Here is a 12,472-nt window from a genome sequence, read left to right as displayed (position 1 = left end):
GCGACCGGAGGCGGTCGGTTCAGGTCTCCGGCCCGACGATCCGGGGCAGGACGGCCTGCATGAGGCGCCGCGCCGCATCCTCCGCGGCCCCGCGATCCGATGCCCGGGCCTCGATCGTGAGCAGATCGCCGTCCCGGAGGATGACCGCGGTCGCCCCGGCGCCGCCGTCCAGCGCGTACACGCTCAACCAGCCGATCGCCGGTCCATTGGGCAGGGCCGAGAGCCGGCAATCCGGATTGCGCCGCACACAGAGCGCCTCGAGCGCAGCGAGGGTCGTCCTACCCGAGCGGACCCGGGCCTCGGTCCCGTCCGTCAGGCGCCCGAGCCGCAACGCGATCGTCGGGGCGCCCGCGCGGGCGGCGCAGTGCAGGCCAAGATACCCGGCCTCCGCCCGCGCCGTGGCCGCCAGTCCGAGCGCCGATCGGGCGGCTTCGGCCAGGCCGGTCAGGTCGTGGACCGCGAAGCCCTGGGCCGTCGCCGCCTGAGCCCAGAGGCCGAACACGAGAAGCAGGAGGCCGCGCATGAGATCGTCACTGTCCGTTCGCCGGTCGGCGTTAGCGGAGAGTTTTTCTGGCGTCCAGGCAGGGCGGATCGCAGTGTTGATCCGAGGATATTGCCGGAAAGTCGGTATTGTGCTGAGAATACTTTCGAGGGACGACAAATATTGATCAGAGAAGAATAATTATATGACTATGATAATTGAAAAATTCCGTCGGTCGCGACGATCGTGTCCGTCTCCGGCGGGACGAGATCCCGCGCGGGTCCACATCGCCGCGATCCGCGCCGGCGCGATTCGATCGGCGCTCCGCAGGAGAGCGGCCCGAAGGCCGCTCCGATGCCGGGTTCAGCCGATTCCGTCGAACAGGGCCGAGGAGATGTAGCGCTCGGCGAACGAGCAGGCGACGGTCACGATCCGCTTGCCCTGGAACTCGGGGCGCTTGGCCAGCTCCAGCGCCGCCGCGACGTTGCCGCCGGTGGAGATGCCGCCGGGGATGCCCTCCAGCCGGGCGAGCGCCCGGGAGGTCTCGAACGCCGCCTGGTTGGTGACCTTCAGGACGCCGTCGAGGATGTTGGTGTGCAGGTTGTCGGGGATGAACCCGGCGCCGATGCCCTGGATCTTGTGCGGGCCGGGCTGGCCGCCGGAGATCACCGGGCTGTCCTCCGGCTCCACCGCGAAGACCTTCAGGTTCGGCAGGCGCGGCTTCAGCACCTCGCCGACGCCCGTCACGGTGCCGCCGGTGCCGACGCCGGCCACGAACGCGTCGAGCTGGCCGCCCGTGTCGCTCCAGATCTCCTCGGCGGTGGTCTTCCGGTGGATCTCCGGGTTGGCCGGGTTCGAGAATTGCTGCGGCATGACCGAGCCCGGGATCTCCTTCAGGAGCTCCTCGGCCTTGGCGATCGCGCCCTTCATGCCCTGCGCGCCCGGCGTGAGCGCCAGCTCCGCGCCCAGGAAGGCGAGCATCTTGCGCCGCTCCAGCGACATCGTCTCGGGCATCACCAGGATGAGCCGGTAGCCGCGGGCCGCCGCCGTGAAGGCGAGGGCGATGCCGGTGTTGCCCGAGGTCGGCTCGACCAGCGTGCCGCCGGGCTGGAGCTTCCCGGAGGCCTCCAGGGCGTCGATCATGTTGACGCCGATGCGGTCCTTCACGCTGGCGATCGGGTTGAAGAACTCGAGCTTCAGCAGGATCTCGGCGTCGACGCCGTGCTCCTTGGGCAGCCGGTTCAGGCGCACCAGAGGGGTGTTGCCGATCGTCTCGGTGATCGAGCCGTAGACACGGCCGTGGCCGACCTTCGCCGGTGCGTTGAGGGTATCGGCCATCGCGGAACTCCTGCTCGTGGTGACGGATCGGACAGATGTCGTATCCGGGAGAGGCCCCGCCAAGGGATCGCCCTCGCGTGGGGAGGCTTGACCGGCCCGGACGGGAGGCTGCGATATCGCGTTGCCGCGGCCGGAGCAATCGGGCTAAGTGCCGTTGCCGAAAGTTCTTTCCGGAATCGGGCGAACTTTCGGAGCGGGGTGGAAGACCTTTATTGAGCGGCCCTTTCCTGATGGAATTCTATTCTCCAGCCCGTCCGGCCGCGGCCGGCGCTGCCCGACCGTCCTGCCCGACGGACGGACGGGGCCTCCCCCTTCGGCCGACTCGTCGGGCCGCTCTGCTGGCGGGCCTCGGGCTGGTCCTGGCGCGGCCGGCGCGCGCCGCCGAGGCGCTCCGCGTCGTGCTCGCCACCGCGACGCCGGGCGGCGGCTTCCCGGCCTTCGGGGAGGCCTTCGCCGGCGCGATCGCGGCCGCAGACCCGGCCCTGACCGTCGAGCGGCGCGCCACCGGCGGGTCGTCCGAGAATGTCGGCCTCCTCCGCGCCGGCCGCGTCGATCTCGGCCTCGTGCAGGGCGAGTACGCCTATCCGGCCCTCGCAGAGGGCGGCGGCCTGACCGTCCTAGTGCCGATGTACCCGACGCCGGGCCTGTTCGTGGTGCCGGCCGTCAGCGCGATCCGCTCGGTGGCGGATCTGCGCGGGCGCAGGGTCGTGCTCGGCACGCACAAGTCCGGGCTGACCGTCATGGGCCGGAGCGTCCTCGGCGCCTCGGGCCTCGATCCCGAGCGCGACATCAGCCCGATCCTGCTCGACCGGGCCGGCGACGGCCCGGCCCTGGTGCGGGAGGGCCGCGCCGACGCGCTCTGGGGCGGCGGCCTCGACTGGCCGGGCTTCCGCGCGCTGGCCGCGGATCCGGGCGGGGCCCGCTTCTTCGGACCGTCCGAGGCCGGCATCGCGCGCCTCGCGCAGCCCGGCGCGGCGACGCGGCGCCTCACGGTTCCGGCCGGCAGCTTCGCCGGGCAGGCGGAGCCGATCGCGACGGTGGGATCCTGGAGCTTCGTGATCGCGCGGCCCGGCCTCGACGAGGAGACGGCCTACCGGATCGTCCGGGCGCTGGCGCGGACGGAGCTCACCGAAGCGCAGCCGAGGAACCTCGTCGGCCTCGTCCCGGCGGACCGGGTCAATCCCGGGACCGCCCGCGTCCTCCGCGAGGCCGGCGTGACGCTGCGCTGACGGCGCGGCGGCTCAGCGGAACGAGGCGACGCGGCGATCGCGCTTCCGCTCGGCGGCGGGCTGGTAGGCGATCTCGGCGTGGTGTGTGCAGTACGGCAGGCCGGTGATGGAGCGGGCGCCGCAGAAGCGGAATTCCGGCGTCGTCGGGTCGCCGAGGGGCCAGCGGCACATGGATTCCCGGAGGTCCATGATGGTGACGCGCTCCGACACCGCGAGGGCCACGGGCGCGGGCGCCGCGGCCGGCGCGGGCGCCGGGAATTCCGGGGCCGGACGGTGGGCCAGGATCGCGACCGGCTCGGGCGCCTGCGTCTCGACCACCGCGATGGCGGTCTCGATCTCGACCGTCTTCGACGGCGGGACGGCGGTGGCGGCTTCCTCGCCGCCGCGGGCGCGACCGGCCAGACCCAGGCGGTGGACCTTGCCGATCACCGCGTTGCGGGTGACGCCGCCGAGTTGCGCCGCGATCTTGCTGGCGCTCTGCCCGTCTTCCCACAGGCGGCGCAGCAGCGCCACGCGATCGTCCGTCCAGCCGAGACCCGCTTCCATCATCCCCTCCGCCCCCTGCGGCTCGGCCGCGTTCCCGAAGGCCAGTCCGCGTCTTCCAGGCCGACAGGAGCCGTTGTACCGGCCGGCCGTGTCGCCGCGCAGACCGCGCCCTCGCGCACCGGCTGCCGCATCGCGTGCGACACCCTGTCTCGCCAGGCCACGGGGGAACCCTAGCGCGGCGCTCGCGAACGTTGCAAGGGCGGGCGGTCGCCGGGCACGGGCCGCCGCGACGCCTGTCCACCGGCAATGACCCGGGCCGGCCCGGTCCGGTCAGGGTCGGCGCGGTCCGGTACGGCGCCGCACCGTCCGGCCCGCCCGCCGCAGCGGCCACGCTTGCGCCCCGATCGCGTGGGATCGTGACCCCACCGCAACAGCGCGGCCTTATCGTTCCTCCGAAGCCGGCTAAGACGGAACAGGCGATACGGCCAAGCTCGTTCCGTGTGGCAGAGTGGGCGCGTTTCGCGGTTCGAGGAAGTGACGATGGGTGTTCGTCAGGTCAGCCTGCGCATGGCGGTGGCGTTCGGGCTGGCGGGTCAGGTCGCGGCCTGCGGCAGCGTTCCGCGGACCCCCTACAGTGCCGAGCAGGCGGCCTTCGCCACCGTGCCCGGCATCCCCGGCGCGCGCGTCTTCGCGGACGCGTCGGTGGACACGATCGCGGCGCTCGCCGCCAACCCGGAGCGGCGCCTCAAGGGCTTCACCTACCTGGCCCTGTCGGGCGGCGGCGGCGACGGCGCCTACGGGGCGGGCGTGCTCAACGGCTGGACGGCGTCCGGCAAGCGGCCGGAGTTCACCCTGGTCTCCGGCGTCTCGACGGGCGCGCTGATCGCGCCCTTCGCCTTCCTGGGCTCGGCCTACGACCCCTACCTGACCGAGTTCTACACGAGCGGCGTCGCCAGCGAGCTGGTGGCCTCGCCGAACCTGGCCAACGTGCTGTTCGGCTCGGGCCTGTTCGGCGACGGGCGCCTGCGCAACCTCATCGACCGCTACGTCACGGACGATCTCCTCAAGGCCGTGGCCGAGGAGCACGCCAAGGGCCGACGCCTGCTGGTCGTGACGACGAACCTCGATTCCCAGCGGGCGGTGATCTGGAACATGGGCGCCATCGCGGCGAGCGGGGTGCCCAACGCCCGCCAGCTGTTCCGCGACGTGCTGGCGGCCTCGGCCAGCATCCCGGCGGTGTTCCCGCCCCAGCTCATCGACGTCTCGGCCGGCGACGCGCGCTTCCAGGAGATGCATGTCGACGGCTCGGTGGTGACCCCCGTCTTCACCCTGCCGCAGACCCTGCTGCTGCGCGACGGGCGGATCCGCACCGGCGGCAAGGCCGAGATCTACGTGGTGATCAACGGCCGCCTGGAGCCGGAATTCGAGGTCACGAAGGACAACACGCTCTCGATCGTCGAGCGCTCCTTCACGACCGCGAGCCGCGCCCGCTCCCGCGCGACGCTGACGGCGACGTACGCGCTGGCCCGCACCAACGGCATCGGCTTCAATCTCACCTACATCGACGAGAACGGCCCCAAGGCGTCCGCCGCGAAGGGCTTCGACACCGCCTACATGCGGGCCCTGTACGAGGCCGGTTACGAGAAGGGCCGGACCGGCACCTTCTGGCAGCACTCGATCCCCGCCGCGCCGGTGCTCAGGGAGACCGCCAGCGCCGTGGCGAACTGATCGCCGGACGGTGCTGCCGCGCGCCCCGTCCGGGCGCGCGGCGGACGGTGCCGCTACTTGCCCAGGATCTTCGTCACGAGGCGGCCGAGCGGCGTCGCCGTGCTGGCGTTCCGGTCGTCCCGATCGACGGGGCGGTTCTCGTTGCCGAGGATCTTGGTGACGATGCGTCCGATCAGGTTCATGGGTCGGCCCTCCGGTTTCGCGCCCAAATGGCGCAGCTTCCCCATCAACGGGTCAGGCGCGGGCCGCGTTCCAGCCCGGCGCCCGATCGGGCGCCTCAGACCTGCATCAGCCGGATGTTGTTGGTGTTGCCGGCCGTGTGGAACGGGATGCCGGCGGTGACCACGATGACGTCGTTCGGCCGCGCGAAACCCTCGTCCTGGGCGTGGTGGCAGGCCTTCGAGGTCATCTCCTCATAGCTGTCGACGTCCTCCGTCAGGACGCTGTGCGCCCCCCAGAGCAGGCTCAGCCGCCGCGAGGTCGCGACGTTGGGGGTCAGGGCCAGGATCGAGGCCGCGGGCCGCTTGCGCGCGACCCGCGCGGCCGTCGTCCCGCTCGCCGTGTAGGCGACGATCGCCGCGGCGCGCACCGCCTCGGCGAGGTCGGCCGTGGCGGTTGCCACCGCGTGGGGCGGCGTCTCCTCCTCGCCCGGCTCCGAGGCCGCGACGATCGAGTGGTAGAGCTTGTGGCCCTCCACGCTGCGGATGATCCGGTCCATCATCGCCACCGCCTCGACTGGGTAGCGGCCGGTCGCGGATTCCGCCGAGAGCATCACGGCGTCGGCGCCGTCGTAGATGGCGGTGGCGACGTCCGACGCCTCCGCCCGGGTGGGCGCGGGCGCGTTGACCATCGAGTCGAGCATCTGGGTCGCCACCACGACGGGCTTCACGGCGAGCCGGCAGGCCCGGATCAGCTCCTTCTGCCGCCCCGGCACGTCCTCGTGCGGGATCTCGACGCCGAGGTCGCCGCGGGCGACCATCACGGCGTCGGAGAGCCGGATGATGTCGGCGATCCGCTCCAGCGCCTGCGGCTTCTCGATCTTCGACATGATGCCGGCGCGGTCACCGATGATCCCCCGCGCCTCGATGACGTCGGACGGCTTCTGGACGAACGACAGGGCGACCCAGTCGACGCCGAGGTCGAGCCCGAAGGCGAGGTCCGCCCGGTCCTTCTCGGTCAGCGGCGACAGGTCCAGCAGCGTGCCCGGCAGGTTCACGCCCTTGCGGTTCGAGATCGGCCCGCCGGTGACGACCTCGGCGGTGATGGAGGTCCGCTCGGGCCCGGTGACCCGCACCCGAACCCGCCCGTCGTCGATGAGGAGCTCCTGGCCCGGCACGACGGCGTCGAAGATCTCCGGGTGGTGCAGCGGGATCGCCTGCTTGTCGCCGTCCGCGCCGTCGAGGACGAAGCGCACCGTCTCGCCGGCCTGGAGATCGAGCCGGCCGCCCTGGAGCGTGCCGATGCGGATCTTCGGCCCCTGGAGATCCTGCAGGATGCCGATCGGCCGGCCGACCTCCTTCTCGAGGGCGCGGATGGCCGCGTGGACCTTGGCGTGATCCGCCTGGAGGCCATGGCTGAAATTGAGCCGGAACGTGTCGACGCCGGCGAGGAACAGGGCGCGGAGCTGGTCCGGGGCGGAGCTGGCGGGACCGACGGTGGCGACGATCTTGGCGTGGCGGTGACGGCGCATGCGGGTCTCGGCCTCCTGAGGCTGCCTCTGGGAATCGAGCCGGGCGCGCGGTCGCGCCGACGGCGCTCACATCGGTCCGCGACGGCCCCGCGGCGAGGCCTCGCGGCGCCCGGCGGGCGATTTTTCGCGCTGCGGGCCGATTCGGCGGGGGTCTATCTGGCCGCCTCGCGGGCGATCCCGGCAAGCCCGGCGTCGAACACGCCCGTGATGTCGGCGACGGCGTCGGCGTCGCTCATGCCCTCGGCGTCGAAGGTCGCGCTCCAGATCACCGTGGAGCCCGCGCCGTCGCGACGGACGGCCAGCGTCGCGTTGTAGGCGCGCACCGGCAGGGGGCCCTGGATGAAGCTGTAGCTGTAGCTCATGCCAGTCTCGTCGCGTGCGGTCTCGACCTCGGCGATCGTGCCCTTGCCGCCCTTCACCACGAGGCCGCGGATCTGCGCGCGGATGCCGTCATCCTCGTCCTCGCCCGACAGGATGCAGCGCTGGACCTGCGGGTGCCAGTTCTGGATCGCGCAGAAATCGCCGACCAGCGCCCAGACCGCGGCGGGCGGGGCCGGGATGTCGCGGCTGCGGGTGACCTCCAGGGCGCTGGCCGGTCCGGCGGCCAGGACGGCCGCACCGATCGCCGTCAGGGAAGCGGGATGCATCACGGGTCGGTCTCCGGGCCGCCGGGCTGATGTGACGCGACTTGGAGCGCCGCCGCGCCGCGGCGAGCCCCGGGGTCGCGACGGACCGCGTCTCGAAGGTGTCGCTGCCGGCGTGGTATGCTACGCCGCGCCCGTCTGGATCACCGGAGATGCCCATGGACGATCGCGCTGCGCCGAAGCGGCCCGCGACCCGGAGCGGCGCCGCGCGCGCGGTCCTGGCGACCGGCGCCGCGCTCGTCATCGGCACGGCCATGCCGGCGCTCGCCGCCGGGCCGGACCCGTCGCTGCCGGCCGCGCCGCAGGCCTTCGAGGCCTGCCGGACCGACCTGATCGCCTGGGTCACGGCCCGCGCCGTGCCGCAGGGCCTCGCCGAGGCGCAGCTCGCCGCGCTCACCCCCGACCCCGACGTGATCGCCGCGACCCAGAGCCAGGGCGAGTTCGTCCGACCGATCTGGGACTACATCGAGGCCAGCGTCACGCCGGCCCGCGTCGAGGCCGGTCTGCGCAAGCTCGCCGAGCACGCCGACACGCTCGCCGCCATCGAGGCCAGGTACGGGGTCGACCGCCACATCCTAGTGGCGTTCTGGGGCGTCGAATCGAGCTACGGCGCCGTGCTCGACAACCCGGCGGTGGTGAAGCCGGTCGTCCGCTCGCTCGCGACGCTCGGCTGCAGCGATCCCGCCCGGGCGACGTACTGGCGCGACGAGCTGGCGGCGGCGCTCCAGATCCTGGCCTGGAACCAGGCGCCCCTCGACCGGATGCAAGCGGGGCTGACCGGGTCCTGGGCCGGCGCCATGGGGCACACGCAGTTCATGCCCAGCGTCTACCAGCGCGAGGCGGTCGATTTCGACGGCGACGGCCGGCGCGACATCTGGACCTCGGTGCCGGACGCCCTCGCGTCGACGGCGAACTACCTGCGCAGCCACGGCTGGAAGCCCGGCGCGGGATGGGGCAGCGAGGCGGTTCTGCCCGAGACCTTCGACGCGGCGCTCGCCGACGAGACGACGGTCCGCACCGTCGCGGCGTGGCGGGCGCTCGGCGTGAGGCCCGCCCGCGACCGCGCCCTGCCGGACACGGCCGAGGCGACCCTGATCCTGCCCGCCGGGATCCGCGGCCCCGCCTTCCTGCTGCAGCCGAACTTCGCGGTGATCCTCCGCTACAACACGGCGCTCGCCTACGCGCTGACCGTCGCGCTCCTGTCGGACCGCCTGCGCGGCGACCCGGGCCTGGTGCACGACTGGCCACGGGGCGACCGGCCCCTCACCGGCGACGAGCGGCGCGACCTGCAGACCCGCCTGACGGAGCGCGGCTTCGCCACCGGCGGGGTCGACGGCAAGATCGGCCCGAAGACGCGGGCGGCGCTGCGCGCCTTCCAGGGGTCGGTCGGCCTGCCGCCGGACGGTTACGCCGACGCCGCGCTGCTGGACCGGGTCCGGGCCGCGCCCTGACGGGCGCTCACGCCAGGAAGGCGGGCTCGTCCCGGGCCAGAACCCGCTTGACGCTCTCCAGGTGGAGGCGGGCGCTCTCGGCGCGCCCGGCCGCCTCCTGGGCCGCCACGCGCTGCACGATCGCCTCGGGCACGGCCTTGAGTGCGCGCCCCGTGCTCATCGCCAGGACCTGCGCCTGCGCGGCGCGCTCCAGGTAGTAGAGGTCGTCCCAGGCCTCCGCGATCGTCTCGCCCAGCACCATCACGCCGTGGTTCTTCAAGAACACGACGTCCGCCTCGCCGGCGCTCTCGGCGATCCGCCGGCCCTCGGACGAATCGAGCGCGAGACCGTTGTAATCCTCGTCCACGGCGATCCGGCCGTAGAAGCGCAGGGCGGTCTGGCCCGCCCACACCAGGGGCTCGCTCTCCAGCATGGCCAGGGCCGTGGAATAGGGCATGTGGGTGTGGAACGCGGCCCGGGCGCGGGGCTTCAGCCGGTGCAGCTCGGCGTGGATGTGGAAGGCGGTGGCCTCGGGCTGGCCGTCGCCCTCGACGACGTTGCCGTGGAAGTCGCAGAGGAGAAGGCTCGACGCGGTGACCTCCGCGAAGGCGAGGCCGTAGGGATTGACCAGGAACAGGTCGGGCCGCTCCGGCAGCACCGCCGAGAAATGGTTGCAGATGCCCTCTTCCAGCCCGTTGCGGGCGGCCCAGCGCAGGCAGGCGGCGAGGTCGATCCGGGCGCGGCGCACGCTGTCGGCGTTCAGGGGCTCGTTGCTGCGGGCGGGCGGGGTTCCCGGGGCGGTAACGGCGTGCGCCATGCGTGCGGGCTTTCCTGTGTCGGGGTTCGGGCCGGGGACTCGACCGGTCCCGCACTCTAGACGCTCGCTCGCCCCTGCGCAGCCGCTCCGCGCTCAGGCGCGGCCGTCCGTGACGCCGCCGACGAGATTGAGGCCGAGCAGGAAGTCCGACGCGAAATCCGTGCGGATGACCGGCTCGCGCGGGATCGCCTCGCGCAGGAGATCGCGCTCGGCCCGCCGCGCCGCGACCGCCTCCGCCACCGAGACGCGCCGGAACGACAGGCTCGCCCCGCCCCGGACCTGCGCCAGCCGCCCGAGATCCGGCCCGATGACCGTGGCGATCTTCGGGTAGCCGCCGGTGGATTGCCGGTCGGCCATCAGGATGATCGGCAGGCCGTTGCCGGGGACCTGGATCGCCCCCATGGCGACGCCGTCGGAGACGATGTCGTGCCCCTTGGCGTGCCTCAGCGGCGTGCCGTCGACGAAGCAGGCCATCCGGTCGCCCCGCGGCGAGACCGTCCAGGGACCGGCCAGGAACGCCGCGACCTGGTCGGGCGCGAAGTAATCGTCCTGCGGGCCCAGCACGACCCGGATCTCCCGGCCGTCCCGGGCGAGCCAGGGCGCGACGAGCCGCTGCGGCGCTCCGTCCGACGTCCGGCCCTCGGCGACGGGGAGGCGGTCGCCCGCGGCGAGGCCGCGCCCGTCGAGGCCGCCGAGCCCCGAGCGGGTATGCGTCGCCGCCGAGCCGAGGACCGGCGCCACGTCGAGCCGCCCGGCGACCGCGAGGTAGCCCCAGGCGCCGGCATCGCCGGCCCGCACGGCGAGGGTCTGGCCGGGCTCCAGGGTGAGCGCGACCGTGTCGGGCAGGGGCACGCCGTCCAGCGCGACGCGGAAGCCCGGCGCCAGCAGGGCGAGCCCGACGGCGCCCTCCTGCGCCGAGACGGTGACGCCGCCGGTGGAGATCTCGATGGCGGTGGCGTCGAGGGCGTTCGACGCCGCGCGGTTGGCGGCGGCGTGCATCAGCGGGTCCATCGGGCCCGCGGCCGTGATGCCGTAGCGCAGGTAGCCGTGCCGGCCCCCGTCCTGCAGGGTGATGCCGGGCCCGGCGGAGTCGATGACGAGGGCGGGCATCAGCGCGCCTCCCCGCGGCGGGCCACCGGCTCGCCCGCCGCCTCGCGCGCCGTGAGGGCGTCGAAGGTCGCGGCATCGACGGGCTCGAAGCGGATCAGGTCGCCGGCGCCGACGAAGAAGCTCGGCTCGCGCTCCGGCGCGTAGAGGCGGGCCGGCGTCGCGCCGATCACGTACCAGCCGGTCGGCATCGGCACGGTCGCCACCGCGGCGAGGCCGCCGCCGATCATGGTCGCGTTGCGCGGGTGCGGCGGCCGTGGGCTCGGCCGCCGGGGCACCGCTAGGGGCTCCGGCAGGCCGCCGAGATACGCGAAGCCCGGCGCGAAGCCGTACATGTAGACCCGGAACGTCGTGGCCGCGTGGGTCGACACCACGCTCTCCGGGCTCAGGCCGCTGCGCTCGGCGACCTGCGCGACGTCCTCACCGTGGGGGGCGTCGTAGCAGCAGGGCAGGGTCCAGAGGTTCGGGCTCGCCGCGCGCGCCGTCGCGCCGGCCACCAGCGCCCGGACCCGCTCGGCGAGCGTCTCGCGGTCGAGCACCAGCGGGTCGTAGTGCAGCATCAGGGAGCGGTAGGTCGGCACGCGCTCCCGCAGCCCCTCCGGCGGGTCCGCCCCGAGGGCGTCGTCGAGGGCCAGGACCCGGTCGCTGATCGCCGGGTCGACGGTGCTGCCGAACTCCACCACGAGGGCCGCCTCGCCGGCGTCGAGGAGCCGGGGCTTGTCCAGCGCCGCGCTCACGGCCGGAACGACGCCAGCGTGACGCCCGCGCCCTCCAGCCGGGTCCGCACCGCCCGCGCCGTGGCGACGGCGTGGTCGGAATCGCCGTGGACGCAGATCGAGCGGATCGGCGTCGGCAGCGTTTGACCGTCCGCCGTGAGGATCGCGCCCGCCTCGACCATGCGCAGGACGCGGTCGGCCGCCTCGCCGGCATCGGTGATCATCGCGCCGGGCTGGCTGCGGGGGATCAGCAGGCCGGTCGGCGTGTAGCCGCGATCGGCGAAGATCTCCTGGTGGACGTCGAGGCCGCAGGCCTCGCCCGCCGGCACCTGGGCGGTCAGCGCGATGGCGAGCAGGGCGAGTTCGCGGTCCACGGCGCGGACCGCGCGGGCGATGGCGTCGGCCACCGGCCGCTCCTCGGCGGCGACGTTGGCCAGGGCCCCGTGCGCCTTCACGTAGGTGATGCGGTGGCCGGCATAGGCGGCGAGGGCCTGCGCGGCGCCGATCTGGTAGGCGACGAGCCGCTCGATCTCGGCGGGGCTGTAGGGCATCCGCCGCCGCCCGAAGCCCCAGAGGTCCGGGAAGCCCGGATGGGCGCCGACCGCGACGCCCCGCTCCTTCGCCAGCGCGAAGGTCCGGGCCATGATCTCGGGGTCGCCGGCGTGGAGGCCGCAGGCGACGTTGGCCGAGGTGACGATCCCGAGGATCGCCGCGTCGTCGCCGCAGGCGTAGGCGCCGTAGCCCTCGCCGAGGTCGGAATTCAGGTCCACGCTGGTCATCGCCGCCGCTCCGCGTGCCGATCGGGT

13 protein-coding genes are annotated in these 12,472 nt (G+C 73.6%); 3 read left to right on the top strand and 10 right to left on the bottom strand.

Annotated elements, in window-relative coordinates:
• Positions 1-19: 19 nt before the first annotated feature.
• Together ACLBYE_RS01890 and cysK are read right to left on the bottom strand one after the other, a co-directional pair.
• Positions 20-523: a hypothetical protein gene (locus ACLBYE_RS01890; RefSeq protein ID WP_447692806.1), complete on the bottom strand. Its 504-nt coding sequence runs from the start codon at positions 521-523 to the stop codon at positions 20-22.
• A gap of 321 nt (positions 524-844) precedes the next feature.
• On the bottom strand, positions 845-1,819 hold the full coding sequence (cysK, locus tag ACLBYE_RS01885) for a cysteine synthase A (RefSeq protein WP_070999936.1): 975 nt from the start codon (positions 1,817-1,819) through the stop codon (positions 845-847).
• 230 nt (positions 1,820-2,049) lie between these two features.
• Between cysK and ACLBYE_RS01880 the strand changes: the two genes are divergently transcribed.
• Positions 2,050-3,048: a TAXI family TRAP transporter solute-binding subunit gene (locus ACLBYE_RS01880; RefSeq protein ID WP_447692823.1), complete on the top strand. Its 999-nt coding sequence runs from the start codon at positions 2,050-2,052 to the stop codon at positions 3,046-3,048.
• Positions 3,049-3,060: 12 nt separating this feature from the next.
• Here the strand turns inward: ACLBYE_RS01880 and ACLBYE_RS01875 are convergent, their stop codons facing one another.
• A complete protein-coding gene (locus ACLBYE_RS01875) occupies positions 3,061-3,597 on the bottom strand; it encodes a GcrA family cell cycle regulator (protein WP_447692805.1) in 537 nt (178 codons plus the stop codon).
• Between the two features lie 477 nt (positions 3,598-4,074).
• Between ACLBYE_RS01875 and ACLBYE_RS01870 the strand changes: the two genes are divergently transcribed.
• Positions 4,075-5,262: a patatin-like phospholipase family protein gene (locus ACLBYE_RS01870; RefSeq protein ID WP_447692804.1), complete on the top strand. Its 1,188-nt coding sequence runs from the start codon at positions 4,075-4,077 to the stop codon at positions 5,260-5,262.
• Between the two features lie 53 nt (positions 5,263-5,315).
• On the opposite strand, the gene ACLBYE_RS01865 is transcribed toward ACLBYE_RS01870, so the two are convergent.
• The 3 genes from ACLBYE_RS01865 to ACLBYE_RS01855 form a co-directional block, all read right to left on the bottom strand.
• Positions 5,316-5,444: a hypothetical protein gene (locus ACLBYE_RS01865; RefSeq protein WP_012320301.1), complete on the bottom strand. Its 129-nt coding sequence runs from the start codon at positions 5,442-5,444 to the stop codon at positions 5,316-5,318.
• A 95-nt stretch (positions 5,445-5,539) separates the two neighbouring features.
• Positions 5,540-6,952, bottom strand: a complete 1,413-nt coding sequence (pyk, locus tag ACLBYE_RS01860) for a pyruvate kinase (RefSeq protein ID WP_427509601.1) — start codon at positions 6,950-6,952, stop codon at positions 5,540-5,542.
• A 152-nt stretch (positions 6,953-7,104) separates the two neighbouring features.
• The gene (locus ACLBYE_RS01855) at positions 7,105-7,599 is read right to left on the bottom strand and encodes an SRPBCC family protein (protein ID WP_091927159.1); all 495 of its coding nucleotides are present in this window, start codon (positions 7,597-7,599) and stop codon (positions 7,105-7,107) included.
• Between the two features lie 155 nt (positions 7,600-7,754).
• On the opposite strand from ACLBYE_RS01855, the gene ACLBYE_RS01850 reads away from it, so the two are divergent.
• A complete protein-coding gene (locus tag ACLBYE_RS01850; protein WP_447692803.1) occupies positions 7,755-9,047 on the top strand; it encodes a lytic murein transglycosylase in 1,293 nt (430 codons plus the stop codon).
• A 7-nt stretch (positions 9,048-9,054) separates the two neighbouring features.
• Here ACLBYE_RS01850 and ACLBYE_RS01845 read toward each other — a convergent pair whose 3' ends face one another.
• The 4 genes from ACLBYE_RS01845 to ACLBYE_RS01830 form a co-directional block, all read right to left on the bottom strand.
• Positions 9,055-9,843 (bottom strand): aldolase, encoded by a 789-nt coding sequence (locus ACLBYE_RS01845; protein WP_447692802.1) that lies wholly within the window; start codon positions 9,841-9,843, stop codon positions 9,055-9,057.
• Between the two features lie 93 nt (positions 9,844-9,936).
• Positions 9,937-10,953 (bottom strand): 5-oxoprolinase subunit C family protein, encoded by a 1,017-nt coding sequence (locus ACLBYE_RS01840; protein WP_447692801.1) that lies wholly within the window; start codon positions 10,951-10,953, stop codon positions 9,937-9,939.
• Positions 10,953-11,687 (bottom strand): 5-oxoprolinase subunit B family protein, encoded by a 735-nt coding sequence (locus ACLBYE_RS01835; RefSeq protein WP_447692800.1) that lies wholly within the window; start codon positions 11,685-11,687, stop codon positions 10,953-10,955. Before ACLBYE_RS01835 ends, ACLBYE_RS01840 begins: the two co-directional genes overlap by 1 nt.
• Complete coding sequence (locus ACLBYE_RS01830) at positions 11,684-12,445, bottom strand: 5-oxoprolinase subunit PxpA (protein ID WP_447692799.1); 762 nt, start codon at positions 12,443-12,445, stop codon at positions 11,684-11,686. Before ACLBYE_RS01830 ends, ACLBYE_RS01835 begins: the two co-directional genes overlap by 4 nt.
• Positions 12,446-12,472 lie beyond the last annotated feature (27 nt).

Source organism: Methylobacterium sp. A52T, from assembly GCF_053346095.1.
The sequence above is the reverse complement of the archived record's forward strand: the minus strand, read 5'-3'. Positions and strand labels throughout refer to the sequence as shown.

Excerpts from the sequence above, each read along its gene's own strand:
- ACLBYE_RS01890 (WP_447692806.1), bottom strand. The coding sequence starts at position 523 with ATGCGCGGCCTCCTGCTTCTCGTGTTCGGCCTCTGGGCTCAGGCGGCG.
- cysK (WP_070999936.1), bottom strand. The coding sequence starts at position 1,819 with ATGGCCGATACCCTCAACGCACCGGCGAAGGTCGGCCACGGCCGTGTC.
- ACLBYE_RS01880 (WP_447692823.1), top strand. The coding sequence starts at position 2,050 with ATGGAATTCTATTCTCCAGCCCGTCCGGCCGCGGCCGGCGCTGCCCGA.
- ACLBYE_RS01875 (WP_447692805.1), bottom strand. The coding sequence starts at position 3,597 with ATGATGGAAGCGGGTCTCGGCTGGACGGACGATCGCGTGGCGCTGCTG.
- ACLBYE_RS01870 (WP_447692804.1), top strand. The coding sequence starts at position 4,075 with ATGGGTGTTCGTCAGGTCAGCCTGCGCATGGCGGTGGCGTTCGGGCTG.
- ACLBYE_RS01865 (WP_012320301.1), bottom strand. The coding sequence starts at position 5,444 with ATGAACCTGATCGGACGCATCGTCACCAAGATCCTCGGCAACGAGAAC.
- pyk (WP_427509601.1), bottom strand. The coding sequence starts at position 6,952 with ATGCGCCGTCACCGCCACGCCAAGATCGTCGCCACCGTCGGTCCCGCC.
- ACLBYE_RS01855 (WP_091927159.1), bottom strand. The coding sequence starts at position 7,599 with ATGCATCCCGCTTCCCTGACGGCGATCGGTGCGGCCGTCCTGGCCGCC.
- ACLBYE_RS01850 (WP_447692803.1), top strand. The coding sequence starts at position 7,755 with ATGGACGATCGCGCTGCGCCGAAGCGGCCCGCGACCCGGAGCGGCGCC.
- ACLBYE_RS01845 (WP_447692802.1), bottom strand. The coding sequence starts at position 9,843 with ATGGCGCACGCCGTTACCGCCCCGGGAACCCCGCCCGCCCGCAGCAAC.
- ACLBYE_RS01840 (WP_447692801.1), bottom strand. The coding sequence starts at position 10,953 with ATGCCCGCCCTCGTCATCGACTCCGCCGGGCCCGGCATCACCCTGCAG.
- ACLBYE_RS01830 (WP_447692799.1), bottom strand. The coding sequence starts at position 12,445 with ATGACCAGCGTGGACCTGAATTCCGACCTCGGCGAGGGCTACGGCGCC.